The following is a 26,621-nucleotide window of genomic DNA, read 5'->3' as shown; positions in this document are numbered from 1 at the left end:
TTCGAGACCCCCTCATGATCAGGCCTGAGATTTCGTGACGGAGCCGCGAGGCGTCCGGAAATGGAAAAGGCTCGCGGGGACGCGGTTTTGCGCGCCCCCGCGAGCGAATATGCTTACGAGTCGTAGACCGGCAGGCTGGTGCAGGCCGACACGTCGCTGTCGAACGTCACCGTGGCCGAGTTGCACGTCCAGCCGTTCACCCAGTCCGCGTTCGATGCGTAGACCGCGCCGATTTCGTCGGGGACGGTGAAGAAGCTAGACAACGCGGTCGGATCGAACACCGGCACGCCGCTTTCGTTCGAGCCGTTGAGAAAGCTCATCGTCAGCGTGTTGGTGAAGTTCGCATTGTTGTTCGAACCGGCTTCGAAGCGGTTCTGGATGTCCGTGGCCGTTACGCCGCCGGAGCTGTCGCGGAAGTCCACGGCGCAATCGAGCACGAAGCTTTCGAAGCGGACCGGGCCCGCCTCGTCCGCGCCGCTGGTGCGGCTGAGCGTTTCGGTATCGTCGATGCGCAGGCAGGGGGTGCCGCCGGTCCGGTCGACCAGGATCGAGTTCACGATCGCATAGTCGGCGAAGCCGCGGATGCGGATCGCTTGGTCCTGATCCCCGCCATTGTGGATGAAGGTGGCGTTCGAGATCTGCGTGTTCTGACGCGGCGTCTGTTCTTCGAGGCCATTGGTGGAATCGGCTTCGATGATCGTGTCCCCGGCACCGGCGCGCTGGATGGCGATGACGAACTGCATGTTGGCCTTCACGCCGGTGTCGGTATCGATGCTGTCGTCTTCCGCGCCGACCACGATCAGGCGCTTCGTATTGACGTTGCCGCCGAAGAATTCGACGCCGTCATCCGAGCTGTTGAAGCTCATGATGTTCTCGAGCACCGTATTGCGACCGACGCCGCCGGTGGTGAGCGACTGAAGTTCGTTGTCGCCCGACAGGACGAAGCCGGAATAGCGGATCTGGACGAACTTCATGCTGCCCGAGCTGTCGGCCGGCTGAGCGCCACCGAACAGGGCGGGTTGCGCCGCGCCTTCGACCTGGCGCTCGCAGGCAGCGGTACCGGGGGTTGCGCCCGGCGCGATGCAGTCGGTGACCGGTGCGCGACCCGACAGGACGATGCCGCCCCACTGGCCCGACGAGTTGTCGGTGTTGAGGCCCTGCACATTGTCCCGGCTGGTGAAAATGATCGGGCGTTCGGCCGTGCCGTTGGCCTGAATGGTATTGCCGCGGTTCACGTTCAGGAAGCTCGATCCCGATGCGTAGACGATGACGCCCGGCTCGATGGTCAGCTGGACATCGGTATCGGCACCGGTATCGGTCGGTCCGCCGTCCTCGCCAACGTCTACCCGACCATCCATGCGATAGAGCAGCCCTTCGACATAAGGCAGGGTCGAGCTGGCAGTGAAGCGCGCCGGCATGGTGCAGACGCGATACTCGCCGGTCGGGCCGGAGATCGTGCCGCTGTCGGTCAGGCCGGTGGGATCGGAGATGGTCGGGCAGCCTGCGGCAGCCTCGACAAGCGAAGATGTCGGAGTCGGCGTCGGGGTCGGCGAAGGTGCCGGCGCGGACGGATTGTTGATGGTGATGTTGCCGCCCGTACCGGGCGAGACGATCTCGTCGGCGCCGCAGTTGGCAAGGGCCACTGCGCTACAGCCGAGTACGAGCGAGCGATGAAGATTTGTCACGGGTAACGGTCCCCTCAAAAACCGGATGAATCGGAAGAATATCGAGTGCGAATTCGTTGATCGCGACTCGCCAGCTAGGAGGGGTTCGTGACAGTTTGTGTCAGTTCGTGACCGTTGTGTTGCAGTATCAACAGGTCATTGGCCGATGCGCTGCATTTCAGAAATGTGACAATGTTGCAGTTTTGTTGCAGCCGTGAGCTTCGGGCGGTATTTCGGTCTCAACAACACATTGGGAGAAATGCCATGGCCCTTGCCACCTCATTCGTTCTGGCCCTGCTGGCGCAAGGTGCGCCTGCTGTCGTCGAAGCGCCCGAGACCAGTTTCGACGTCGGTTACGAAGAGCTGGTTGCTGGCCGCGACCGTGCCGCTGTCGAAGCGATCGAAGCCTGCGCCGAGCTGGAAGCGGACGATCCGGCGCGTCTGATCAATCACGGTGTCGCATTGGCGCGGATCGACCAGTTCGATGACGCCCGTGCCGATTTCGAAGCTGCGGCCGAGGCCGACTGGAGCGTCGAACTCGAAACCGCGGACGGCCAATGGGTAGATTCGCGCAGGCTTGCCCGACGGGCCCTTGCGGCACTAGACCGTGGCGATTTTGCTCGCTACTATGCGATGTCGATGCGTTAACGCGCTTTTTGCCGCCGATGGCGGTCTTCAAGCCCGCGCTCCGAGAGGAGGGCGGGCTTTTTTGTGCCCTACTGTTGCCGGTTTGCGACGGAAACCATCCACATTGAGCTTCCTGTCACCCGCTTGTCATGTAGAGTGGCCAGTGGGACCGGACGGAGGGTGCAATGATTCTAGCACGCCTGGCGCTCGGTATGGGTCTGACCTGTGCGGCGCTGGTTGCCTTCCCTGCGAAGGCGGATGTCATGGAGATCGATGCGGACGGAGCACGCTGGGTAGCTGGCGGGAGCACCGCGCCTGCTGCTGCTTCCATTCCGCATGCCGATTTCGAGCCCATGGGCGAGGTGCCGGCCGACGTTTACGTTCCCGACATCGCCGTTGCCGATCCGAATGCGCCCGTTGCGCTGGTGCCGGTGACCTATCAGGCGAAGGTCGCCGAACTGGCGGCACGCTACGATCTTAGCCCGGCACTCATCGAGGCGATGGTGTGGCAGGAGAGCCGCTGGCGCGCGAACGCAGTGTCGCCGGTCGGCGCACGTGGTCTCGCCCAGCTGATGCCGGGGACGGCTCGCGATCTGGGTGTCGATCCGAACGATCCCTTCGCCAATCTGGAAGGCGGGGCGCGATACTTGCGCGAACAGCTCGACCGGTTCGATGGCGATATCGAAAAAGCGCTCGCGGCCTATAATGCAGGGCCCGGGCGGGTGGAGCGCGCCCGCGGGATCCCGCGCATCCGCGAAACGCAGCTTTACGTGGCAGCGATCATGGGTCGTCTCGCCAGCCATTCACGGGAGTAAATTCACTTGAAGTCCAGGTTCTCGATTCCGGCCGCACTGGCCCTGCTTGCAACCCCCAGTGCCGCTTTCGCGCAGGCGGCCGATCCTGCCGGGTCTGGCCCGATCGTCGCTGCGCTCGGCTGGCTGCAGGGCACTTTGCTCGGCAATGTCGCGACTGCCGTCGCCGTGATGGCGGTTGCCGCAGTCGGCTTCATGATGCTGACCGGACGCCTCAACTGGCGCTTTGGCGCGACTGTGATCATCGGCGTGTTCATCCTGTTCGGCGCGGCCTCGATCGTGGCCGGCATTCAGGGCGTGGCGGCCTAGCCATGACCAACCTCGTCCGCCATCCCGTCCACCGTGCGCTCACCCGGCCGCAAATGTTTGCGGGCGTGACGTATAACTATTTCATCATCAACGGGATGGTGACGACCGAGGCGTTCCTGATCACCGGCAGCTGGCTTGCGCTGGTCGTCTTCGCAGTGATGCACGGCATCGGCTATTTCGCCTGCCTGCGCGAACCGCGCATCTTCGACCTGTGGATCACCAAGGTCTCCAAATGCCCGCGGGTGAAGAATTACAAGCACTGGGGGTGCAACTCCTATGCCGCGTAAGGACAAGTGGAAGGGCGCTGCTGCCTGGGGCGCGAAAGAAGCGCGCGCCGGCGATCGCCTGCCCTATCTTAGGCTGATCGACGAAAGCACGCTGCTGCTGCGCGATGGATCGCTGATGACCGCGATCCAGGTGCCCGGTCTGCTGTTCGAGACCGAGGATAGCGAAGCGCTCAACGCACACGCCGCCACCCGCGAAGTGGTGCTTCGCTCCACGCTGGATGCACGCTTCGTGCTCTACCATCACGTCATCCGGCGCCGCGTATCGGTCGATCTGGAGGCCCAGTTCCCCGATCCGATCAGCCGCCATATCGACGAGCGCTGGCGCGAGCGGCTCGGCTCGGGCCAGCTGTTCGTGAACGACCAGTTTATCACGCTGATCCGCCGCCCGGCCCGCGGAAAGGCCGGTCTGGTCGAGCGGGTCGGCAAGAAATTCAAGCGCACCGGGCGCGAGCAGTTGGAAGCCGATCCCAAGGATCTGCGCAGTTTGCGCGCCGCCTCGCAGGGTCTGGTCGCGGCATTGCAAGCCTACGGCGCGGCGCCGCTGACCGATTACGTCGGCCCGTTGGGCAATACCAACTCCGAAATCCTCGAGCTGTTGTCGGCACTCTACAATGGCGAGATGCGTCCGGTCAGGAAACCAGCGGACGATGTCGATATCGGCAACATGCTGCCCTATCGCCGGGTCAGCTTCGGTCTCGATGCGATGGAAATGCGCGGGTCGGGCTCGCCCGATTTCGCCGCGATGCTCGGCCTGAAGGACTATCCCGAAGCGACCAGCCCCGGCCTGCTCGACAGCCTGCTGCGCCTGCCGTTCGAGATGGTGGTGAGCGAAAGCTATGCGCCGACCGAGCGCCAGACTGCGCGCGAGCGGATGGATCTGGCGATCCGCCGTCTGAAGAGCGCCGACGAGGAAGCCGCCGCCGAACGCGCCGACATGCTCGCCGCGCGCGATGCGCTGGGCAATGGCGCGGTCGGGTTCGGCGACCACCACCTGACCGTGATGGTCAAGGAGCGCAATCTCGGCCGGCTGGACGACGCCATGGCCGCCTGCGCCGCCGCGCTTGCCGATACCGGTGCGATCGCCGTGCGCGAAGATACCAATCTCGAACCCGCCTTCTGGGGCCAGTTCCCCGGCAACGAAAGCTATCTCGTCCGCCGTGCGCTGATCTCGAGCGCCAATATGGCAAGCTTCGGTTCGCTCCACGGTTTCGCGCTGGGCCAGGCCGACGGCAATCACTGGGGCGAAGCGGTCACGCTGCTGGAGACGACCAGCGCGACACCGTTCTTTTTCAACTTCCACCACGGCGATCTCGGCAATTTCTCGGTCATCGGGCCGAGCGGCTCAGGCAAGACTGTGGTGATGAACTTCCTGGCCGCGCAGGCGCAGAAGTTCAGCCCGCGCACCATCCTGTTCGACAAGGACCGCGGCGCGGAGCTGTTCGTACGCGGCATCGGCGGGCGCTACGACAGCATCCGCGCAGGCGAGCCGACCGGCTTCAACCCGCTCGCGCTGCCCGACACGCCGGGCAACAAGGCCTTCCTGCGCGACTGGCTGGGCGTGCTGCTCAAGGCCGAAGGGTCGGAAGAAGAGCAGACCATCGCTGGCGCGGTGGACGCCGCCTACGCTAACGACGCTTCGCTGCGCCGTCTACGCCACTTCAAGGAACTGCTGTCCGGCAGCCGCCGTCCGCAACCGGGCGATCTGGCCGATCGGCTGAGCGCGTGGATCGGTTCGGGCGAGAACGCATGGATGTTCGACAACGCGGAAGACAAGCTTGACCTGACGAGCCGCGTGCTCGGCTTCGACATGACCGCGCTGCTCGAGAACCCGAAGCTGCGCACGCCGACCATGATGTATCTCTTCCACCGGATCGAGGAACGGCTGGACGGCAAGCCGACCATGATCCTCATCGACGAAGGCTGGAAGGCGCTCGACGACGAGGTCTTCGCCGCGCGTATCCGCGACTGGCTGAAAACGTTGCGTAAGCGCAACGCCCTGGTTGGTTTCGCCACCCAGAGCGCGCGCGACGCGCTGGAAAGCCGCATTTCGACCGCATTGGTCGAGCAGACCGCGACCATGGTGTTCATGCCCAACAGCCGCGCGCGGCCCGAGGATTATTGCGATGGTTTCGGCCTGACGGAACACGAACTGGCTCTGATCCGCACGCTTCCCGCGCATAGCCGCTGTTTCCTCGTGCGCCAGCCCGATGCTAGCGTCGTGGTTCGCCTCGACCTCTCGGGCGCGCCCGAAGTTCTGACGCTGCTCTCGGGCCGCGAAAGTTCGGTCCGTCGTCTGGACGTGCTGCGCGAAGCGATGGGCGATGCTCCGGCCGACTGGTTCCCCGCGCTTACCGGTACGAAATGGCCCGGCGGCGCGAACGACATCGTCGAGCACGGCGATCTCAATCTCGACATGGCTGCGGAATGAGCGCGAATTGCCAACAGGCCGCCGAGCAGGTCGGCAACGGCGTCGCCGCCGCGCTGAAGGGCGTGGACTGTGTCGCGGGCGAAACCGCGGCAGCAGCCTTCGGTCGGCTGTTCGCATCGGGCGGGGCGCTGACGACGACGCTGACGATCGTCCTCACCCTGTTCATCGCGATCTTCGGTTTTGCGCTGCTGACCGGGCGCACCAATATCGGCGTGCGCAGCCTGGTGCCGCGGATGATGACGCTCGGCCTGGTGCTGACCTTCGCCACCAGCTGGGTCGCTTACCAGAGCGTCGTCTGGAACCTCGCCATCGGTACGCCCGACTATCTCGCCGGTATCCTCACCGGCGCGCAGGGCAGCGCGACGCAGGTCTTCGCGCAGAAGATCGATGTAGTGTTCATGGCCATCCAGGAGGCAAGCGCCGGGGGGGGCGAGGACTTCTCGGCCTTTTCGCCCGAAGGCATGATGTGGCTCGGCGCGATGCTGTTCATGCTCGGCACCGTCGGATTGCTGGTGACGACCAAGATCGCGCTCGGCGTGCTGGTCGCGCTCGGCCCGATTTTCGTAGTCATGGCACTGTTCAACGGAACGCGCGGGCTGTTCACGGGCTGGATCAAGGGTCTCACGCTGTGCGCGCTTACGCCGCTGTTCGCCGTGCTCGGCGGAAGCATCATGCTCGAACTCGCCGTACCGGTGCTCGGCGCGCTGGTGGCGAGGCCCGGCAGCATCGATCCGCAGGCGGCGATGGCGTTCTTCATGATCGGCGCGGTGCATGTCGCACTGATGGTGTTGGTGCTGAAAGTCGCCGGCGCGATGGTTGCCGGATGGACCGTGTTCGGCATGACGCCCGACAGCCAGGACAAGGGCTCTTCCGCTCCCGTCGCAGCCCCGCAGGCTGCACCCGCGCCCGCTCTCGCACAGGCGCAGGCGGCGAATTCCGCCAGCTCGCAGGCGCGCCGCATCGATGTTTCGGCCATACCGACGGCGGTTGCGGCCAATGACGCAGGCGGCCAATCGACCACCCGCACTACCAAGGTGTTCGCGACCGCTTCAGGCAATGGTGAGGTCGCACCGCTCAATTCCGGGCCGAGCCGGGCGATGGGGATCGGCAGCCGTTTCAAGCCCGCCCCGCCCAAGGCCCTCGACCGTTCCGTGGAGAAACGCTGATGAATCGCGCGCTCATTCCCGCGCTCGCCCTGGCCATGCTGGCCGCGCCCGCTGCCGCGAAGGACTCGCGCTTGGTCGAAATCTTCTACGACGAGGCGAAAGTCGTTCGCTTGGACGGCAAGGTCACCGTGCAGGCCTCCATCATCTTCGGCGACGATGAGACGATCGAGAATGTCGCCATCGGGGATTCGCAAGCGTGGCAGGTCACGCCCAACAAGCGGGCCGACATCCTGTTCGTCAAACCGCTCGCGCCGCGTGCCTCGACCAATCTCACGGTGATCACCAGCAAGCGCACCTATCTGTTCGATCTCGTCGCCAGCCCCAATGCGAAGCCGATTTACGTGCTGCGCTTCGACTATCCGGAGGAGCCGGAAGAAGAAACGCAGCTCGCGCAGGCTAATTCGGCCGAGCAGCAGGCGGCCAGCGATCCTTTCGCAGTGGTCGATCCGGCAGACCTCAACTTTGCCTGGAGCGCGTCGGGCGATCCCGAGCTGCTGCCGGAGAATACGTTCGACGATGGCAGCGTGACCTTCCTGACCTGGCCGCAGGGCAAGCAGGTTCCGGCGATCCTTGTCGAAAATGCCAAGGGCGTCGAAGGGCCGATCAACTTCACCGTGCGTGGCGACACGATCGTCGTCGACGGTGTGCCGCGTACGCTCATCCTGCGCTCCGGCGAAGAGCGCGCCGAGCTCATCAACACCGCGCCCGAACGCCCGGTCCAACCGGTTTCCGCACGCGGCAGCGCCGCGCTTGCCCAGAAGGGAGATAGCTGATGCGTCTCGCCATGCGCCTGCCCGAAAAGACCGTCGGCAGCGAAACGATCGCCAACGATACCGATCCCCGCGACGAGATCGACGCCGAGATTATCGACCTCGCCCAGCGCAATGCCCACCCGGCAGTCGCTCTCCCTGCCGGCAAATCCGACATTCTCGGCATGGTCGCTGGTATCGCGATCGTGGCGGGCCTCGGCATCGTGACGCTGTGGAGCATGAACGCCACCCGCGTCGCCGAACCCGAAGGCGTCGGCGGCCAGCAGGCTCCGGTCGAAGTCGTGCCTGCGGTGCCGCCCGAAGCCGTCACTCCTGTAACGCCGGTGGCCGCGCCCGTCGCGCAGGTGCAATCCGCACCGGCTCCGCAGCCGGTCTATTCCGTCGCGCCCGATCCGGCGACCGCGACCAACCGTTTCGCCAGCCCGACGGTTGTCTTCGACGCGGGCGCAGCGCCTGCGGGTGTAGCGGTGCTCGATCCGACCGCTCCGGCAGAAGGCGGGGCAGGGGAGGCCGCGACCGGTAATTCGGCCTCAGACTTCGCCAGCCGGATCGGCGGCGTCGGCGGCGCTCCGGCCCGGGCCAGCGCGATGACCAACCCTTCGACCACGGTCACGCAGGGCACGCTGATCCCCGCCGTGCTCGAAACCGCGATCGACACCAATGTGCCCGGCTTCGTGCGCGCCGTCGTCAGCCAGGATGTGCGCAGCTTCGACGGGACACGCGTGCTCGTTCCGCGTTCCTCGCGCCTGATCGGCCAGTACCAGTCGGGCCTGCAGAACGGCCAGAAGCGTGCCTATGTGATCTGGACGCGCTTGATCCGGCCCGACGGTGCCTCGGTCAATCTGGCCTCGCCGGCCATCGGCTTCGACGGCACGACCGGCCTGCAGGGCAAGGTGTCCGGTAACGGCTTCTTCAAGCGCTTCGGTTCGGCCATGTTGCTGAGCGTCGTCGGAGGCCTCGGCACAGTGGCGACCGGCGGGGCGGGCGGCGTGCTGATCGGCGGGGCGAGCCAGTCGGCCGCAGCCACAGCCGCACAGCAGGACGGCCAGCGCGGTCCGACCGTGCGCGTTGGTATCGGCGCTCCGATCCGCATCTTCACCAGCCGCGATCTCGATTTCTCCTCGGTCAACTGAGGGCAGGGGCAGCGTGAGCGCCGACATCCATCCCTTCGTCGCCGACGGAGCGCCCGAGGAAGAGGCGCCGCCGGTCGATCTGCACGGCGAACGCAGCGTCTATCTCGACGCCTATCTCGCACCGTTTCGCGAGTGGTTGGAACGAGACACGGTCACCGAGATCCTCGTCAATCGTCCGGGCGAAGTCTGGGTCGAAGATGCCGCGCTCGGTGGCATGCAAAAGGTCGAGCGCCCCGAGATCGACGACCGGCTGATCCAGCGGCTTGCCGAACAGGTCGCGCGGGTCAGCCATCAGGGGATCAACCGCGAACATCCGCTGCTTGGCGCGACGCTCCCCGACGGAGCGCGCATCCAGTTCTGCGGTCCACCCGCTGCCCGCAAGCATTGGGCGCTGGCAATCCGTCGCCACCGCCGGCTCGACCTGCCGCTGGACGCCTACGACACCGGGCCGCTTTCGCCGCCGACGCGCGGTGCCATGCCCGATCTGCAGGCGGAGCCGGTGGCGTTCCTGCGCGAAGCCATCGCGCAGCGACGCACGATCCTCGTCTCCGGCGGCACCAGCACGGGCAAGACCACCTTCCTCAACGCCATGCTGGGCGAAATTCCGAAGCAGGAACGCGTCGTGCTGGTGGAGGACACACCCGAGCTGAAACTGCCGGGCGAAAACGGCGTCGGCCTGGTCGCGGTAAAAGGCGAATTGGGCGAGGCCAAGGTTACGGCCAACGAATTGCTGCAAGCCGCACTGCGCCTCCGGCCAGACCGTATCGTGCTGGGCGAACTGCGCGGAGCGGAAAGCGTGAGCTTCCTGCGCGCCATCAACACCGGCCATCCGGGCAGTTTCTCGACTGTTCACGCCAACAGCCTGCGCGGTGCGCTGGAGCAATTGTCGCTCATGGTCATGCAGACGGGAATCGGCCTCACTCGCAGCGATACCATCGCTTATGCAGCCAGCGTTATCGACGTGATCGTGCAGTTGGGGCGCGACGAAACGGGCAAGCGCGGCATCACGCAGATCGCGGAAAGCCACACGCTGATTTAGACTGCGTATCTGCAGACCATCGGATGCCGTAGCGTCAAGATGCGTCCCATCTGCGATGCTAGAACAACACTCGGCAAAAATCCGCGGGCTTACGCGCAACAATCCTGCGTGGGACCTTGCGCGCATACGAATGTGTGTTAGCGTTGCAACCGAAACCGCAAAGACGGTTCATGGAGAGGAGAGGGTTTATGAAGGTACGGGCTACCCTGCTCGCGGGTATCTGCGCGAGCGCGATTTCATTCCCGGCATTTGCTCAGGAAGCGACCGACGACGATCTGGAAAATCCCAATTTCGGGCAGAACGTCATCGTCGTGACCGCACAACGCCAGGCGCAAAGCCTGCAGGAAGTGCCGATCGCAGTCAGCGCATTCGATGCCGAAGCGCTTGAAGCGCAGCAGATCGAGAACGCCAGTGACCTTCAGCTGACCCTACCGAACGTTTCCTTCACCAAATCGAACTTCACCGCCTCGAGTTTCACCATCCGCGGCATCGGCGACCTGTGCGTCGGCGTCACCTGCGACAGCGCGACGGCAATTCACGTCAACGGATCGCCCCTGTTCGGCACGCGCCTGTTCGAGGCCGAATATTTCGATCTCGAGCGCGTTGAAGTGCTGCGTGGTCCGCAAGGCACGCTGTTCGGGCGTAACGCCACCTCCGGCGTGGTCAACGTCGTCACGGCCAAGCCTGAGATGGGTGTGTTCCGTGGCGCTGCCGAGTTCGAATACGGCAATTACAACAGCATCAAGGCGAAGGGCATGGTGAACGTGCCCCTTGGCGATACGCTGGGCGTTCGGGTGGCCGGTTACTATCTGAACCGAGACGGATTTACCGACAACCTCTTCGACAACTCGGACATCGACGGCCGCGACATGTACGCGGTGCGCGGATCGCTACGGTTCGAACCGACCGAAAGCACGACGATCGATCTCATGGGCTTTTATTTCCGTGAGAACGACGATCGTTTGCGCATCCAGAAGCAGACTTGCCAGCGCGATCCGACCGGCGTGCTCGGCTGCCTCAACAACCGCCGGGATTTCGACAGCACCAATGCGAACTCGACACTTGCTACCGTGCTCACTTCGGTCGAACTGTTCCGGATCCAGGGCATCCCGGAAGGTCTGGCCCTGGGTAGCGTTTACGGACCCGATGGTTACGCGAACTTCGACGAGCCCAACGATGTCCGCACGGTAAACACGGCATTCGCGCCTGAATACTTCGCCGACGAACTTCAGTTGCAGGCACATGTCGATCAGAACATCGGCGCGATGAACCTGTCGCTGACCGGCATTTATCAGGAAACGACGGTCGATTCCCGGCAGGATTACAACCTCGGCATTCTGGACCGCACGGGATATGCCACAGGCCTCAACACCCTGGCGTTTCTGGCTGCCAACGGGATCCCGACCGGGCTTCCGGCGCCCGCCTTCATCCCGGGATCGAACGCCTATTTCGCTCCCATCGCCAATGCGCTCATTCCCAATGGTCCCAACGGCCAGCTCTGCACTTCGGACAATGACGACGGAAACCGCGGCGTCTTCGAAGGCAATGCAATCTGCAGCGATGTGCCGTTGTCGTTCGACAGGTCCAACCAGGATCAAACATCCTGGTCGGCCGAGGCCATTCTCTCCAGCGACTTCGACGGGCCGTTCAACTTCCTCGTCGGTGGTATCTATGCCGAAACGGAAGTCAGCGAGAACAGCTATTACGTGAACTCGTTCGGCCTCGATTACGCGACCGCCATCCTCGGGACGTTCTCCGCCTTCGCCAACGGACTTCCGCCATCCTATCTCGCGACGTCGATGTATCGGAACAATACCGCCGATTTCAAACTGGAGAGCTTCGGTATCTTCGCCGAAGTCTATTTCGACATCACGGACAAGCTCACCTTCACCGGCGGCCTGCGCTACAATGACGATACGAAATCGGTCGCTGCCCGCACCACGCTGGCCAACTTCCTGAATCCGTTTGGGGGCGGTGATCCATTCGATTCGCCGTTCGTCGGCACGTTCGATGCCGATGCCAGCGTCCCGGGCAACCAGCTGCTGCAGGAACGCGACGTGTCGTTCGACGCCATCACGGGACGCGCGGTGCTCGATTACGAGATCACGCCGGACAACAGCCTCTATTTCTCCTACTCGCGCGGCTATAAATCGGGCGGCATCAACCCGCCGCTCTCGCCGATCTTCGCAGTGCCGGAGAGCTTCGATTCCGAAAGCATCGATGCATTCGAAATCGGTTCGAAGAACGTGTTCCTCGACGGCGCGGCGCAGGTGAATCTGACGGGCTTCTATTACAAGTACAAGGATCTGCAGCTCAGCCGCATCGTAGCCCGGACGTCAGTCAACGACACGATCGATGCCAACATCTGGGGTGTCGAGCTCGAAACGATCCTGCGGCCCAGCTACAACTGGCTTGTCAACATGAATCTGAGCTACCTGAATGCAGAGGTGGCCGGCGACCAGTTCTTCAGCGATCCGCGCGATCCCGGCGGCGGCGATCCCGACGCCGTCATCATCAAGGATATCTCCAACGGCGCGCTGTGCGCAGTGACCGGCGCGGGCGCGAATGCCTTTGTCACGGCGGTGAATTCGTCCCCGGGGTTGCAGTTGCGGGGCCCTTCTCCTTTCCCTGCCGACAGCGGTATCGCTTCGACCGGCGCTTTCGGCATCTGCTCGGTACTCGCTGAACAAGCGGCAGCGATCGGGGACCTGTTCGGGGGCATTGAGGTGTTGAGCCCAGGGGTCGAGAAGAACCTGCGCGGCAACAAGCTGCCGCAGGCTCCGGAGTTCAAGGCATCGGTCGGTGTTCAGTACACCGCTGAGTTCGGCAACGGTATGTCGCTCGTACCCCGCTTCGACCTGGCGTTTACCGGCACACAGTACGGCAACGTCTTCAATGGCGCGGTCAATCGCATCGAGCCCTTCGTACAGGCCAATGCCCAGATCCAGCTGAACGGCGCGAACGATCGCTGGTTCGTGCGGGGTTTTGTGCAGAACATCTTCGACAGCGACTCGGTGACCGGACTTTATGTCACCGACGCGAGCTCGGGGAACTTCACGAATATCTTCACGCTCGACCCGCGGCGCTACGGCATCGCGGTGGGCGCGAAGTTCTAAGCCTACGACCTGATAAAAGGGGGAGGAGGGGCGGCTTGCGGGTCGCCCCTTTTTCATGGACCGGCGTTGCCCTAATATCTCTTCGATGTAGCGAAGGGGGAGAAGTCGGTGTCGGTATCGAAAATCTCGACCCCTTCGGCGCGTTTCAACCAATTGATCGCTACATAGGTGAAGGGCGTCAGCAGCGCCTCCCACAGCGTCTTGATCAGCCACTGCGACAAGGCGACCTGCCACAGCAGTTCCACCGGCCACCCAGCAAGCCCATAGAAGGCCAGCGGATAGAAGATCAGGCTATCTAGGCCCTGACCCACCACGGTCGATCCGATGGTGCGCGTCCACAATGCGCGGCCTTCTGTCCAGATTTTCATCTTGGCCATGACGAGGCTGTTGGCGAACTCGCCGACCCAGAAGGCGACAATGGAGGCGAGCACGATGCGCCAGCTATTGCCGAAAACGAATTCATAGGCCGCCTGTCCCGGCCAGCCTTCCGCCGCAGGTAATTGCACCACGACCCATGCCATGAAGGCCATGAACAGCAGCGCTACGAAACCGGTCCAGATCACTCGCCGCGCGCGGGCGTAGCCATAGACTTCGGTCAGGATGTCGCCGATGATGTAGCTTACCGGGAAGAACAACACGCCTGCGCCGAACGACCACTCGCCGATCACCGGCAGGACGACATAGCTTGGCTTGGATGCCCCGATGAGGTTCGACAGCAACAGGATCGTGACGAAGGCCGCCATCACCATATCGTAATAGCGGAAGCGCGGCTGCTGGCCGAATGGCGCGGGCGATGCGTGATTTTCCATGGCAAAGCTGCCTAGTGCCGATTGGCGCTGCGGAAAAGCGGCGTTATGGCAGGCACGGCGCGCGCCCGTAGCTCATCTGGATAGAGCGCGAGACTTCTAATCTTGAGGCAGCAGGTTCGAGTCCTGCCGGGCGCGCCAATTCATCTGCAGGAAGCCCTCGGACAAGCTGACCGTGACCGCCAGGTAAGCGAAACGTGACCGTCACGTTTCGTTTCCGTCCGGAATGCGCCCCCATCTCGGTCATTCGTATAAAGGTTGGCTGCGGCCGAAAGCGGTCATTCGCTCTCTGAAATCGATGGATTCACATCAGAATCTTGGTGTGCTAAACGGAACAGAGGACAGTTAATGGCACAACAATCTTCCATTGAGTGGACCGACCTGACTTGGAATCCGGTTGTCGGGTGTTCGATCGAGAGTGCTGGGTGCAAAAACTGCTACGCGATGCGCATGGCTACCCGTCTGCAAGCGATGGGCCACGACAAGTACGAAGGGCTCACGAAACGCTCAAAGCGCGGCGCTGTCTGGACTGACAGAGTTCGCTGCCACGAGGATTCGGTTGAGATACCATTGACGTGGAAGAAGCCTCGCCGAGTGTTCGTCAATTCCATTCAGATCTGTTCCACCCTGATGTGCCCAGCGACTTCGTGCGACGCATTTGGGAAGTTATGGGCCGGACGCCCCAACACCACTATCAGATTTTGACCAAGCGACCTCACCGGATGGCCGAGCTATTGCAAGATATCTCGCCGGACCCGCTTGCCAATGTCTGGCTGGGTACGAGCGTCGAGGATCGCCGCGTCATTGAGCGCATGAACTACCTGCGCGACGTCCCCGCGAGTGTGCGTTTCATCTCCTTCGAACCTCTTATCGGCGATGTTGGACGCGTCGACATGGCCGGCATACATTGGGCGATAGTTGGTGGGGAAAGCGGTCCGCGCTCCCGTCCAATGGACACCGAGTGGGTCGAGAACATTCTCGATCAGTGCCTTGAGACGGGGACTGCCTTTTTTTTCAAGCAGTGGGGCGGAGTGAATAAGAAGAGCACTGGTCGCATACTGAACGGGCGCACTTATGATGAGATGCCCGACTATTTGATTGCGGATTGATCGCGGGCACCTCTTGACCCGCCACCGACAGCAAAGTGAATAAGTATTTCTAGCAACCTGTTCACTGGTGTCCGATGGTCGATCAAAATTTGTATGAGGGCAGAGAGCCGGCCTACGTAAAACATACATTTCTTGAGCGGTATGTTCGCGACATGCTGCCGAAGGTCAGCCAGTTCAAAACCTTTGTTTATGTCGATCTGTTTGCTGGTCCTTGGAAATCCAGGTGTCAGGATTATTCAGATACTTCGTTTGGAATAGCGCTTTCGCAGATGGCGGAAGCCAAGAAAGTTCAAGAGCGGTTGGGGCGCGATGTTAGGATGGTTGCGCACCTTGTTGAGAAGGACGCCCACGAAGAGCTCAAAGCAGCGGTCAGCAAGTTCTCCGGAATTGACGAGATTCATGTCCACGCGGGCACCGCTGAGCATTTCGCACACAAGATCGCAAACTCCCTGCCACGTGACTGCTTTCGATTTGTCGTCATTGATCCCAAGGGACTTCCCGACATGCGCAAGTTTCAGTGCTTGGTTGCCCCAGACAAGACAGAAGTATTGATCAACTTCATGTTCGAGTTTGCCAACCGGTTTGCGCATACGGATTGGCTAACAAAGCTAGAGGCATGGCTGTCCGAGCTGAATGATGACACTAATTGGAAGGCCGAGCTGAGTGTATTAAAGGGCGAAGATCGAGAAAGGTTCATAACGCGCCTTGCGACAAATGCGCTCACGGCGATGGGGCAGTACCGTTATGCCCCATGGAACACAGTTGATGAAAGCGAAGCCGATCGCAGCCTCTATAAGCTGATCTATCTCTCTAGGCACCCAGCTGGAATTAGCGTCTTCCGGGACGCACAATCTCAAGCGCTCTCTCGGCAGTCTGCAATGCGGTCCGACATCAAGATCGCGAGGACGGGACAAGCAGGCTTGTTTGATAAACCGGGTGAAGCCGATCCCTTTGAACGTGGTGGCCAACTGATTGAGCGCGAGAGAAAGTCTGCCGAACACGTGGCCTACGAGGTCATCAAGGATGCAGGCTCAACAGGCATATTATGGGAGAAGCTATGGCCACAAGTCCTTGAGCTTTGGCTGATCCGGCGCACTGAGCTAGCTCAAACAATGGCGCAATGGCAGAAACAGGGTCGGATAAAAATTGAGGGTTGGGGGCCAAAACGGCGTTCGGCCAGAGATGGTGATCTCATACGCTTCGCAGGCCAGAGCGAGTCGCCCGCGTGAACTTGGCAGTGATTTTTGGTGTCGCCAGTCGAATAGCTGGCTGTCCTCTCCCGGCCCCGTTACGGTCGGTCCGCTAAGCCCCCCATTCCGGACGTTCAGGCTTTCCCTGCGGATGCCTGAAGGCGGACCGGCAGCTTTGCTCCGATAATGCGCTCCGCGAATGTCCGATTATGGGGTGGAAAGTTGCCATCCATGACTTCGAATTACACAGCCAAATTGACACGAGAGACGCCGGTTTGAGGGGAACGGTTCAAGACCGCTGACGATGCATTCTGGCAATCCAGGCTGATGAAGACGCCGGCGCGATTGCGGGCTTCAATCCGAGCAGAGGCCGGAGCCAATCAACACGCCGCGCTATCTCGTAGGTAAGCGCACATCCGATCAACGTCGTCAGCAGGATGGCACTGAAAGCTATGCCATTCTGCGCCCCTGCTTCTTTGAGCCAGAACCCAGCCGCGACGATGATCGTCTGGTGCGCGATGTAATAGGGGAAGATTGCCTCGGTGAGGTAGCGCCGCATCGGACCACCGCGGTGAAGGCGTGTCTGGGCGAGACCTAGCAGGCCGAGAATTACACTCCATGCCAGCACGGACCGTGCAATCGCGCGGGCGGGCTGTTCTCCAGCCATGTCTGCGCCTACCGTGTTCACCGCAAAAAACACCATGCAGGCGAGGACTGCGAGACTAAGAAAACGCCGCCAGTGGGTGAGGATGGCGTTCCAAGCCGTCGTTGACCGGGCCAATGCCACCCCAAAGAAGAAGGCAAAGCCATAGGTCGCATGGGCGTAAGGATCGTCGATCAATGCGTGGGTCTCGCCGAATGCCGGGTGCAAGATGAGCCGCGAAAGGGCCAGCCACGCGACTGGCAGGATCACCAGGCGCCAGCCGGAAAACAGCGAATCAAAAGCTACCTGCAAATGCATCCGTAGCGCGGAAGGCAGCATCGCAAGGACCGCGAACAGCAGCGAATAGATCCACAGATAAGCAACGAACCATAAGTGGTTCCAAGTCGGCAGCGGTGTTCCGCGACTGCCGCCGAACTCGAAATAGTCGTTCAACCAGAATTGCGGGAAACCGGCCCCATATACTCCTTGGTCGCGCAGTTCGAACCATGGCTGTGGCGCGACGAAGAGCACCATCCCAGCCAGCAGTGGAACTGCCAGCCGAATGGAGCGACTCTTTGCGAAGCCTCCGGGAGTGACGAGCTTCGTCATCAGCGCACGGGAGACAACGCCCGAGATGACGAACAGCAGCAACAATCGCCAAGGATTGATGGCCATCATCGGCCACACGGCCCATTCCACGGGCTCGGCGGCTTTGACGTGCCATCCCCATGGCACGAAGAACATCCCTACGTGGTAGACGATCAGCAAGGCAAACGCGCCGATTCTCAGCCAGTCGAGGCCGTATTGGCGACAGTTCACTGCCATGTTGGCTTGCATGTTTTCCCTCCATCGCATTTAACCTGAATCGGACATTGGTTCATCCAGAGATCGGCCGTCGCGACATGAGTGACGGACGGAGGAACAGGCGGGACGGAAAGCGGGACAGGTTGTGATGAGCGGCGGCGATCAAGGGACGAGCGGTGCTCGGCGCGGCGCGGGTCTGCTGCGGAATCCGCGTGTTATCGCGATGCTTGTTTTTGGCGGATTCGGTCTTCTCTACATGGCAGTCAACGCGGCCAGCCTGATCGACCAACGCCAGGCGCTCGGCCGGCCCATTGCTTCTTGGCAGGCATGGGTTCTGGAGGGGACGAGCTATGCCGCTTGGCTTGCGCTATTGCCGGTGATTCTCGCGCTCGGAGTTTACTTCGCGCGCCGTCCGCTCTGGTTTGCGCTTCTCGGCCATGCAGGGGGATGCGTCACAGTTTCGCTATTGCACACAGTCTTCATGGCGGCGCTGCGAACCGCCGTCTTCGCGCTCGCCGGACAGGATTATGCCCCAGGCGAACCTTGGACAGATCGACTTCTGTTTGAGGCGCGCAAAGACGTGATTACCTATGTCTCCATCCTTACTGTGTTCCTTTTGGCGCGTAAGCTAATGGAGTCGCCACAATCGTCATCTCCGCCGAGGCCGGACGACCTGGCGCTGATTGAAGTGCGGGATGGAAGCCGGATCGTGATGCTACGTCCCGAGGAGATCGACTGGGTAGGCGCAGCTGGTAACTACGTCGAATTGCACGGCGCATTCGGCAGCGAACTGGCAAGGCGGACAATGGCTGACTTGGAGAAGGAGCTCGTTCCACACGGCTTCGTTCGCATTCATCGATCACGGCTGGTGCGGCGAGCAGCGATCGAAGTGACCGAGACGCGTCAGAGTGGAGACTTCGACCTCACCTTGCGCTCAGGGGCGGTCATTTCCGGCAGTCGACGATTCCGTCCGAACCTCGCCTGAATTGCGCAAGAATTTACCAGCCCGAATGCCCAGTTCGCGCGCTGGCCTCTGTGGGCCATGATGAGATTGCGAAGGATCTCGCAAACTGGCTGCATGAAAGTGGGCGGGGATCAGCAACAAGCCCCCGTCCGCTATCGGGTCGTTAGCCGTCCGTCCGCTCCTGGCACATCACTGGCTTGATGAAAGCGTCGTCAGATGGGTGGAAAGCAGCCGTTCTCTGCCAAGAACCAGCAAGTCTTGGTCTATTATTCTGGTGCCCCGCCCACCGCCTGATAGAGCCCGACCAGCGCGGTCAGTTCATCGGCCCTCACTTGCACCAGCGACAGCTCAACGCCTAGCAAGGCACGCTGTGCATCGACCTGCTCGATGTAGGGTGTGTAGCCGGCGCGATAGCGGTTTCGTGCATGGCGCAGAGCATCGGCCACGGCGACCTGTTGGGCTTTGAGCGCGGCTTCCTGCTCCTTCAGATTGGCCAGCACCGTCATCCGATCCTCTACTTCTCGAAAGGCGTTGAGGACGGCCGAGCGGTATGCCCAAGCGGCCTGGTCTCGCTGCGCTGTCGCACTGTCAAGCTGTGCCTGCAGCTTCCCGCCTTGGAAGATGGGGGCTAGGATGCTGCCGCCTAGCGACCAGACGCTGACGGGATCGGTAAGCAGGTCGGAAAGCACCACACCAGCCGCTGCCCCGAGGTCGATGGAGGGCATGAAATCGGCGCGGGCCACGCGCATTTGCGCATCTGCCGCCGCAATGCGGTACTCCGCTGCAGCGACATCCGGACGGCGGCGCAGCAGCTCTGATGGGAGGGTCGCAGGTGCGGATGGCTGGCGCAGGTCCGCCAGCGTCCCGCCCCGCTCGATGGTGCCCGGCAACTCGCCGGTCAGTACCGAGAGAGCGTTTTCTTGCCGCGCGATCTGCGCTTTGAGTTGCGGGACGAGCTGTGCGGTGGCCTGATACTCGGCCTCGGCCTGCCTGAGGGGTAGCTGGGAGGTGTAGCCGACTTCGGCCCGGTCGCGGGCGAACTTCACCGCCTCCTGCCGTGCAGCCAGCGTTTCCTCGAGCACGGAGAGCCGCTTGTCTAGCGCAAGCAGGGTGATGTAGCCGCTGGCGGTTGCCGCGCTTACCGATAGCCGCACCGCTTCGGCGCCTGCAGTACTTGCGACGACGCCGGCCTCGGCCGCATCGACGCGGGCGGCATTCTTGCCGAAGAGATCAAGTTCGTAGGAAACACGGAATGCAGGCTGTGCGGCAACGGTGGTCTGTGCCTGGCCAAAAGGCGAAACCTCGCGCCTGACGCCGCCCTCGACGCCCGCGCCGAGTGCGGGAAGAAGGAAACCGCGCGATGCCAGCTCGGCCGCGCGCGCCTCTTCGACCCGGGCGGCGGCAATCTGCACATCAGGATTGTTGAGGCGGGCCTGTTCGACAAGCCGCGAAAGCTGCGGGTCGCCGAAGGCGTCCCACCAGTCCCTTTCGACCGGAGCGGTCACATCAAGTCTGGTTCGCCATTCGGTCGGTGGAGCAACCGCGGCGCCAAGCGGAGCCTCCTGCAAAGCAGGAGCACAGGCGGGGAGAGCAAGGGCGCTAGTAGCCAGAACGGCCAGTGGTCTGCTCATCATGATCATTCTTCCGTATGTACAGTGGCGACGACCGACATGCCCGGGCCGAGCCGCTGTGCGGCGTCCTGCCCCTTGTCGAGCACGATGCGCACGGCGATACGCTGCGGCACTTTGACGAAATTGCCTGCACCGGTATCGGGCTTCACAAGGCTGAATTCGCTGCTCGCCGCCGGCGCAATGCTCTGCACGCGGCCGGTGAGTTCCAGACCGCCTAGCGCGTCGATTTCGAGCGTGGCGCGCTGGCCAACAGCCATGTTCGCGGTCTGCGTTTCCTTGAAATTCGCCACAACCCACAGATCGTCGGGCACGATGTACATGAGCTGGGTTCCGGCAGTGACCAACTGGCCAACGCGCGCGCTGACCTCGCTCAGGCGACCGGCACGCGGCGCGCGGATTTCGGTGCGCGAAAGCTCGAATTCGGCAAGCCCTTTGGAGGCCTCCGCCCCGGCCACCTGCGCTTCGAGCGCCCCGCGCCCCACGGTAACCGAACGCACGTTCTCAGCCGCAATGGCCCGCTGCGCCTGCGCCTGCCTCACGCCAGCCTGCGCCTGCTGCAGTGCCGCGCGCGCCTGGTCGCGTTCACGTAGCGAAACCGAACCTTCGCCCACCAGTTCTGCGATACGGTTCATATCTGCCTGCGCCTGCTGCAGCCCTGCGCGGGCAGCAGCGACAGCGGCGTCCTGCAATTCGAGCTGCGCCCGAGCCGAGCGCAGGCTCTGCGCGCTATTGGCCAGCGTCGCTTGCTGCGCTGCCGCGTTGGCGGCGCCCTGCTGTAGCTTCTGCTGGAAAGGCGCATCGTCGATCCGGGCGAGCAATTCGCCTTTCTCCACGCGCTGGAAGTCTGCCACCGGTACTTCGACGAGGTAGCCGGCGACCTGCGGGCTGACGACCGTTGTGCGTCCGCGGACATAGGCGTTGTTCGTCGTCTCGTCGCCGCCTGCGAAAGGTGGCAGGCCCCAGGCGAACAGCGCCACGAGCACACCGAGAAGGATCGCCCCGGCCGCCACCACGATCCGGCGGCGTGAGGGATTGGGCGACCACCCAGCCTCCTGCTCGGGCGCGGGCGCGTCTTCGGTCATGGTTTCGGGTTCGGGTTCGGAAGGGTTCGGATCGGTCATTGTCTGGTCCTTGCGAGCATGGCCTCCATGAAAGCCAGTTCCTTGGCGAGCGGGTTACGCCCGCGGATCTTGTTGATGAGCCACGGCACGAAGACGACGGCGAAAGTCACCGCCGACAGCGTGCCGATGAGGAAGAACACGTCGTTGAAGGCGAGTACGGCGGCCTCTCGGCCGACTTCCTGCGAGATGCTCACGGCGGCTGCCTGCTGCTGGAGGGCGGGATCGCCCTGGAGCGGAGCGGCGCGCTGTGCGGCATAGCCGAGAGCCTGGCCCAGCTGCTGGTTGGCGAGGGTAAGCGTACTGCCGGCATCGACGAGATGCGTCTTCAGGCGCACGGTATGGAAGGCGGAAAGCAGCGATATACCCGCCAAGCCGCCGATCGACTGCGAGAGCGAGAATATCGCGATGAAACTGATGACATAGCTCTGGCCCACCGCAAGCGCGCGCAGCATGCCCTCCATCATGATCGGTCCCATGGCGAAGACTGCCGCGAAGGCGATGGCGGCCTGCGTCAAGAAGAGGTCCTGCGGCCTTGTCATCACCCCGGTGCGCGTATCGGCAAAGGCGGCGATGCAGATGACGAGGATCGCGAAGAGGACGGGCCGGGTCAGGTCCTTGGGATCGAGCCGCACCACCGACAGCGCCATGCCGCCGAATGTCGCCCCGGCAAGCACCCAGAAATAGCCGGTCAGCTGCTCGTTGCCGTAGCCCAGCGCGGTGAACATCCCGCTCGCCCCGAACCCCTGTTCGGCAACGAGGATGCGCACCGTCGCCCCGATCAGCGCGAGCGCGAGGATCGAGCGGCTCGACAACCAGCTGAGGTCGAGCATGGGGCTCTTGCGGTTCGCTTCGATCAGGAAGCACCCGCCCAGCGCGAGAATGCTGGCGGCCAGCGCGTAGCCGAGCCACGGTGTGTCCCACCACTGGATGCGCCCCTGGATGAGGAAAGCGCACAGCGCGGCGACCCCGACAATGAACAGGGCGATGCTCGGGATGTCGAGCTTCTCGAAGGTCTGCTTGCGGATACCCGGCGGCAGGCGCAGCCAGTAGACCATCCCCAGGCCCAGCAGCGACAGCGCGAACTGGAACTGGAAGATATGGCTGATGTCGCCATCGACCAGCAGCGCCGGCGACAGAGCACGGGTCAGCGGGACGGCGACCTGCGTGAGGCCGAGCGAAATGACCAGTCCGCCAACACGCATGGCCGCGGGCAGCCCCTGCATGAGGTAATAGATCGCCAGCGCGGAGAGGCCGCTGGCGGCAATGCCCGCAACCGCGCGCGCCGCGAGTTCGGGATAGTAGCCAGGGCCGATCATCTGCACGAAATTGGCCGCGACCAGTCCCGCCATGGCCCAGCGCACGAAGGGCTGGATGCCGAATTCCTGCCGCACGCGGAACAACAGCATGCTCATGGTGGCGTAGGTCGAATAGAAGGCCACCGTCAGCCAGCCTGTCTCGACCGGCGTCAGCGCGAATTCGGCCTGGAGGGCCGGGGCATTGGCGAGCAGGAATCCGTTTTGCGCGCCACCCACCAGCGCCATGAAGATACCTATGGCGAGATAGGCCGCGCGGCGCGCCGGAGGGTGGTCGGGATTAGCCGGAGAGCCGGGGAGGATCGGCATCTCGTGCGGCTTGAACCGGTAGCCGTCGACCGTGTCGATGAGGATATTGTGGTCGGTCACGGCATCATCGCTCCTTCGACGAGTACTTCTTCGAGCGCGGCTGCAAATTGCGCATCGTCTTCCATGCCGCCGACGAGCTTCCCGAGGCGTTCGCGCCGGGCGACGGTGCTGGCGGCGGAATAGATGAAATTCGCCGTCCGGAACTCGAGGTGAGCCGGGGCGTCACCGCGCTCCTTCGCAGCCGCTTGCGCCAGATCGATGAAATGCCGGTGCAGCGGCAGCGAGAGCGTTTCGAGCAGCCATTGCGAGCGGTCGCTATCGATGGCGATATCGCGCAGCAGCAGGCGGGGAACCTCGGGGCGATCGAGCAGGTAGGCGAGGAAGGCGCGGGCCGAATGGTCGAGCCGGTGCTGCGCGCTTGCCTCTTCGCTATCGCCGGGAGCCCGTTCGAGCGCCTCGCGCAGGTCTGCACCGGCCTGCGAGACGATATCCTTCCACAAGCCCAGCTTGCCGCCGAAGCGATAGGAAATCAGCGCGACGTCGACCCCGGCATCGCCGGCGATCTCGCGCAGCGAAGTGGCCTCGAAACCCTGCGCGGCAAAGCGCTGCAGCGCGGCGCGCGAAATCGCCGCACTGGTGTCGGTATCGGTATCTTTCGGGCGTCCTCGCCCGCGTCGCTCAGCCACTCACCGCTCCTTGTGCACTGCAACATAAGGCCCTGCGATTGGTTATCCAATGGCTGTTGAATAAAGTGACTTGGGCTAGCCGCCAACCGCACGGAGCGACCCGTCATCGACGGATAAACCCCGCCCCGCGAACGGTTCCTTCGGAGCGGAAAAATTGCAATCCGAAACCGAACTGCTGCTGGCGTGTTCCCATAACGAAGCCCTGCGTTGCTGCGACGGGCAATTCTCTCTCCATAAAAGGACTGCGCACATGAAAATCCTCATGGTTCTCACCAGCCACGGCGAACTGGGCGACACCGGCAAGAAGACCGGCTTCTGGCTCGAGGAGTTTGCGGCGCCCTATTACGTGCTCAAGGATGCCGGCCACGATATCACGCTGGCGAGCCCGGCCGGTGGGCAGCCCCCGCTAGATCCCAAGTCCGACGAGCCCGATGCGCAGACAGATGCGACCAAGCGGTTCAAGGACGACGAGGAAGCGCAGGCTCGCCTCGCCTCCACCAGCAAGCTTGCCGAACTCGACGTTTCGCAGTTCGACGGAGTGTTCTATCCCGGCGGCCACGGGCCCCTGTGGGACCTGGCTGAAAGCGCGGATTCCAAGGCGACCATCGAAGGCGCACTCTCGGCGGGCAAGCCCGTGGCGCTCGTTTGCCATGCCCCGGCCGTGCTCAAGAACGTGACGTCTCCTGAAGGACATCCGATCGTGAAGGGCCGTAAGGTTACCGGCTTCACCAATGAGGAAGAAGAAGCGGTCGGCCTGACCGACGTCGTACCCTTCTTGCTTGAAGACGTGCTGAAGGAGCAGGGCGGCGATTTTTCCAAGGATGGCGTATTTGAACCCTATGTCGTGCAGGATGGCCTGCTGATCACCGGCCAGAACCCGCCGTCGAGCGAGCCGGCTGCCGAAAAGCTGCTCGAAACGCTCGCCGCTTAGGAGTGAATTGTGCAGGTGCGTGCGTGACGTGCCTGTCTACTTCTGTCGCACTACGGAACACCCTTAAACGGAATGGCAGCTTGAGCGAGAGGTACGACACCTCCCGCTCAAGGCCCGAGATTACGAGTAGGCGCCTTCTGAGTAGGTCAGCTCGTAGCTGTGGATGTAGACCCCGAAGACGATGCCGAACGGGTCTTCGAAGTAGCACATGCGATAGGGTTTTTCGGCGGGGTAGTATTCGCGGATCGGCATGCGCTGCTTGCCACCAGCCGCCACGATCTTCTCGACCAGCCCTTCGACGTCAGGGTCCTGCACGCAGAAGTGAAAGGTCCCATGACGCTTGTGGTCGTGATTATCCTCAGGGGCGTAGTTCTCGGGAAATTCGAAAATCTCGATGCCAACGCGGTCAGCGGTGCGAGGTGGGCGATCTTAAGCGACTCCCAGTTCGGACCGAATACGTCGGTGCACATGATGCCGATCGGGCTTTCGTCTTCGAACACCTCGGTTGGTTCCATGATGGTGTAAAGGCCGAGGACTTCGGTGTAGAATTTGACTGCGGCCTCGAGGTCGGGGACCGAGAGACCGATATGCGAGAATGTCTTGGGCGATACGTTCATGGTTCATCCTTTCGCTGCCTGAAGCCTGCGATGTCGACCTTCCGGCAAAAATTTGAAATTATCATCTGACATGACTAGGATAACACTTTGTTATGGCAGAGCTCAATCCGCGTTGGCTAAGATCCTTCACCACCCTTTGTGAGGAGGGCAACTTCACGCGCGCAGCCGAGCGGCTCAACATGACTCAGCCCGGGATGTCCCAGCACATCGCCAAGTTGGAACAGCAGCTTGGCAAATCGCTGATAGAGCGGGATACGCCGGGTTTTGTCCTAACCGATGCCGGCGAGAAAACCCTTTCGATGGCGCGTGCCCGTTGGCGCGAGGAGCGGGAGTTTCTCGATAGCCTGGAGGACGAGGTTGAGGATCGCGGTGTGGTCAGCACTGCCTCTTCGGGCAGTTTCGCGATGCTGCTCTATCCCAGCTTGATTGCCTGGATGGGCGAGGCCCCGGAAATCTCCGCGCGCCTCATCGCGGCGCCCGAAGAAAGCATCGTGTCCGGTGTCCTCGCAGGGACCTATGATGTCGGGATTGTAGGGGATGTGCCGCGCCACCCGCGTCTGGCGAGCGAGCATTTGGGTCCTGAGCCGCTAGACCTGATTTTGCCGCTTGAATGGGAAGGACGCCCGCTCGAGTTCGAGGACTTGCAAGCGCTGGGCCTGGTCCAGCATCCTGATGGAGCACTTTATGCCGATGCGGTTCTCGGAGCTAATTTCGCCAGCGAATACCGCGGCACAGAAAGCCTGCGCGTCCGCAGCTTCGTCAACCAGATCGGCCAGATTCCTGCGCCGGTTGCGCAAGGGTTGGCCTATTCGATCCTGCCGCGCAGCGGAGTCCTGGCTTCCCCGCAGCGCGAAAAAATGTGGGTCGCGTCACTCCCGCAATCCAGCGTCCTCCAACTTCACCTCATTATGCTGAAGCGGAAGACCCGCTCACCGCGGGTTGAAAAGCTAGCTCGTTTGATCAGAGAAGAGGTCGGCAAACTAACTTTCTGAACGACTGCTATCGGGTCGTTGACTGACAGTCCGCTCTTGGCGCAGCGATAGCTCGGTGAAAGCGTCGTCAGATGGGCGGAAACGGACGCTACACGCCAAGCCATTCAAGGCCAAAGGGAAGCTCTTCAGCGGCGTAATCGACTTGAAGCACCCG

The 26,621-nt window shown here is 62.5% G+C and carries 22 protein-coding genes, 1 tRNA gene and 2 pseudogenes; 16 read left to right on the top strand and 9 right to left on the bottom strand.

Translation table 11 applies throughout. The annotated features are described in order from the left end of the window. Nucleotides 1-113 precede the first annotated feature (113 nt). Nucleotides 114-1,685, bottom strand: a complete 1,572-nt coding sequence (locus tag ACSH0F_RS12345) for a hypothetical protein (RefSeq protein WP_435203234.1) — start codon at nt 1,683-1,685, stop codon at nt 114-116. A gap of 243 nt (nt 1,686-1,928) precedes the next feature. On the opposite strand from ACSH0F_RS12345, the gene ACSH0F_RS12340 reads away from it, so the two are divergent. From ACSH0F_RS12340 to ACSH0F_RS12295, 10 genes are all read left to right on the top strand, one after another. Next, nucleotides 1,929-2,312: a hypothetical protein gene (locus tag ACSH0F_RS12340; RefSeq protein WP_435203232.1), complete on the top strand. Its 384-nt coding sequence runs from the start codon at nt 1,929-1,931 to the stop codon at nt 2,310-2,312. A 164-nt stretch (nt 2,313-2,476) separates the two neighbouring features. After that, entirely contained in the window at nt 2,477-3,106 is a 630-nt protein-coding gene (locus ACSH0F_RS12335) for a lytic transglycosylase domain-containing protein (protein ID WP_435203230.1), read from the top strand. Nucleotides 3,107-3,112: 6 nt separating this feature from the next. After that, nucleotides 3,113-3,412: a TrbC/VirB2 family protein gene (locus ACSH0F_RS12330; RefSeq protein WP_278328004.1), complete on the top strand. Its 300-nt coding sequence runs from the start codon at nt 3,113-3,115 to the stop codon at nt 3,410-3,412. 2 nt (nt 3,413-3,414) lie between these two features. After that, nucleotides 3,415-3,699 carry a type IV secretion system protein VirB3 gene (locus tag ACSH0F_RS12325; protein ID WP_278328005.1) on the top strand — a complete coding sequence of 95 codons (285 nt, stop codon included), beginning with the start codon at nt 3,415-3,417 and terminating at the stop codon, nt 3,697-3,699. Continuing rightward, complete coding sequence (locus ACSH0F_RS12320; protein WP_435203227.1) at nt 3,689-6,127, top strand: VirB4 family type IV secretion/conjugal transfer ATPase; 2,439 nt, start codon at nt 3,689-3,691, stop codon at nt 6,125-6,127. The genes ACSH0F_RS12325 and ACSH0F_RS12320 overlap by 11 nt, the downstream gene beginning before the upstream one ends. Continuing rightward, on the top strand, nt 6,124-7,293 hold the full coding sequence (locus ACSH0F_RS12315; protein ID WP_435203225.1) for a type IV secretion system protein: 1,170 nt from the start codon (nt 6,124-6,126) through the stop codon (nt 7,291-7,293). The genes ACSH0F_RS12320 and ACSH0F_RS12315 overlap by 4 nt, the downstream gene beginning before the upstream one ends. Beyond that, complete coding sequence (locus ACSH0F_RS12310; protein ID WP_435203223.1) at nt 7,293-8,066, top strand: TrbG/VirB9 family P-type conjugative transfer protein; 774 nt, start codon at nt 7,293-7,295, stop codon at nt 8,064-8,066. Before ACSH0F_RS12315 ends, ACSH0F_RS12310 begins: the two co-directional genes overlap by 1 nt. Continuing rightward, a complete protein-coding gene (locus ACSH0F_RS12305) occupies nt 8,066-9,196 on the top strand; it encodes a TrbI/VirB10 family protein (RefSeq protein ID WP_435203221.1) in 1,131 nt (376 codons plus the stop codon). Before ACSH0F_RS12310 ends, ACSH0F_RS12305 begins: the two co-directional genes overlap by 1 nt. Before the next feature lie 13 nt (nt 9,197-9,209). Continuing rightward, on the top strand, nt 9,210-10,235 hold the full coding sequence (gene virB11, locus ACSH0F_RS12300; protein WP_435203219.1) for a P-type DNA transfer ATPase VirB11: 1,026 nt from the start codon (nt 9,210-9,212) through the stop codon (nt 10,233-10,235). Nucleotides 10,236-10,423: 188 nt separating this feature from the next. Next, nucleotides 10,424-13,351: a TonB-dependent receptor gene (locus tag ACSH0F_RS12295; RefSeq protein WP_435203217.1), complete on the top strand. Its 2,928-nt coding sequence runs from the start codon at nt 10,424-10,426 to the stop codon at nt 13,349-13,351. 71 nt (nt 13,352-13,422) lie between these two features. Here the strand turns inward: ACSH0F_RS12295 and ACSH0F_RS12290 are convergent, their stop codons facing one another. After that, a complete protein-coding gene (locus tag ACSH0F_RS12290) occupies nt 13,423-14,160 on the bottom strand; it encodes a queuosine precursor transporter (protein WP_435203215.1) in 738 nt (245 codons plus the stop codon). Between the two features lie 61 nt (nt 14,161-14,221). Here ACSH0F_RS12290 and ACSH0F_RS12285 point away from each other — a divergent pair. The 3 genes and pseudogenes from ACSH0F_RS12285 (at nt 14,222) to tcmP (ending at nt 16,495) form a co-directional block, all read left to right on the top strand. Further along, a tRNA-Arg gene (locus tag ACSH0F_RS12285) sits at nt 14,222-14,298 on the top strand. A gap of 207 nt (nt 14,299-14,505) precedes the next feature. Continuing rightward, a pseudogene (locus ACSH0F_RS12280) lies at nt 14,506-15,266 on the top strand (DUF5131 family protein). A gap of 74 nt (nt 15,267-15,340) precedes the next feature. Continuing rightward, nucleotides 15,341-16,495 (top strand): three-Cys-motif partner protein TcmP, encoded by a 1,155-nt coding sequence (gene tcmP, locus ACSH0F_RS12275; protein ID WP_435203213.1) that lies wholly within the window; start codon nt 15,341-15,343, stop codon nt 16,493-16,495. Nucleotides 16,496-16,745: 250 nt separating this feature from the next. On the opposite strand, the gene ACSH0F_RS12270 is transcribed toward tcmP, so the two are convergent. Continuing rightward, nucleotides 16,746-17,936 carry an acyltransferase family protein gene (locus ACSH0F_RS12270; RefSeq protein ID WP_435203211.1) on the bottom strand — a complete coding sequence of 397 codons (1,191 nt, stop codon included), beginning with the start codon at nt 17,934-17,936 and terminating at the stop codon, nt 16,746-16,748. A gap of 115 nt (nt 17,937-18,051) precedes the next feature. Here ACSH0F_RS12270 and ACSH0F_RS12265 point away from each other — a divergent pair, with 115 nt between their 5' ends. After that, nucleotides 18,052-18,888, top strand: a complete 837-nt coding sequence (locus tag ACSH0F_RS12265) for a LytTR family DNA-binding domain-containing protein (protein WP_435203209.1) — start codon at nt 18,052-18,054, stop codon at nt 18,886-18,888. A gap of 245 nt (nt 18,889-19,133) precedes the next feature. Here the strand turns inward: ACSH0F_RS12265 and ACSH0F_RS12260 are convergent, their stop codons facing one another. The 4 genes from ACSH0F_RS12260 to ACSH0F_RS12245 are packed head-to-tail and all read right to left on the bottom strand — an operon-like array spanning nt 19,134 to nt 23,927. After that, nucleotides 19,134-20,498 (bottom strand): efflux transporter outer membrane subunit, encoded by a 1,365-nt coding sequence (locus ACSH0F_RS12260; protein ID WP_435203734.1) that lies wholly within the window; start codon nt 20,496-20,498, stop codon nt 19,134-19,136. Nucleotides 20,499-20,503: 5 nt separating this feature from the next. After that, nucleotides 20,504-21,619, bottom strand: a complete 1,116-nt coding sequence (locus ACSH0F_RS12255; protein ID WP_435203207.1) for an HlyD family secretion protein — start codon at nt 21,617-21,619, stop codon at nt 20,504-20,506. Next, nucleotides 21,616-23,301, bottom strand: coding sequence for an MFS transporter (locus ACSH0F_RS12250; protein ID WP_435203205.1), 1,686 nt, complete (start codon nt 23,299-23,301; stop codon nt 21,616-21,618). The genes ACSH0F_RS12255 and ACSH0F_RS12250 overlap by 4 nt, the downstream gene beginning before the upstream one ends. Continuing rightward, a complete protein-coding gene (locus ACSH0F_RS12245) occupies nt 23,298-23,927 on the bottom strand; it encodes a TetR/AcrR family transcriptional regulator (protein ID WP_435203203.1) in 630 nt (209 codons plus the stop codon). The genes ACSH0F_RS12250 and ACSH0F_RS12245 overlap by 4 nt, the downstream gene beginning before the upstream one ends. 250 nt (nt 23,928-24,177) lie before the next feature. Between ACSH0F_RS12245 and ACSH0F_RS12240 the strand changes: the two genes are divergently transcribed. Next, nucleotides 24,178-24,858: a type 1 glutamine amidotransferase domain-containing protein gene (locus tag ACSH0F_RS12240; protein WP_435203201.1), complete on the top strand. Its 681-nt coding sequence runs from the start codon at nt 24,178-24,180 to the stop codon at nt 24,856-24,858. A gap of 120 nt (nt 24,859-24,978) precedes the next feature. Here ACSH0F_RS12240 and ACSH0F_RS12235 read toward each other — a convergent pair whose 3' ends face one another. Together ACSH0F_RS12235 and ACSH0F_RS12230 are read right to left on the bottom strand one after the other, a co-directional pair. Next, a complete protein-coding gene (locus ACSH0F_RS12235; RefSeq protein ID WP_435203733.1) occupies nt 24,979-25,248 on the bottom strand; it encodes a VOC family protein in 270 nt (89 codons plus the stop codon). A gap of 131 nt (nt 25,249-25,379) precedes the next feature. After that, nucleotides 25,380-25,475: pseudogene (locus tag ACSH0F_RS12230) on the bottom strand (VOC family protein); the annotation flags it as partial. Nucleotides 25,476-25,567: 92 nt separating this feature from the next. Here ACSH0F_RS12230 and ACSH0F_RS12225 point away from each other — a divergent pair. Further along, on the top strand, nt 25,568-26,467 hold the full coding sequence (locus tag ACSH0F_RS12225; protein ID WP_435203199.1) for a LysR family transcriptional regulator: 900 nt from the start codon (nt 25,568-25,570) through the stop codon (nt 26,465-26,467). Nucleotides 26,468-26,621 lie beyond the last annotated feature (154 nt).

This window comes from Qipengyuania sp. 902, assembly GCF_051195295.1.
GTDB lineage: Bacteria > Pseudomonadota > Alphaproteobacteria > Sphingomonadales > Sphingomonadaceae > Qipengyuania.
Note: the sequence above shows the minus strand (reverse complement) of the source record. Positions and strands in the feature narration are given on the sequence as shown.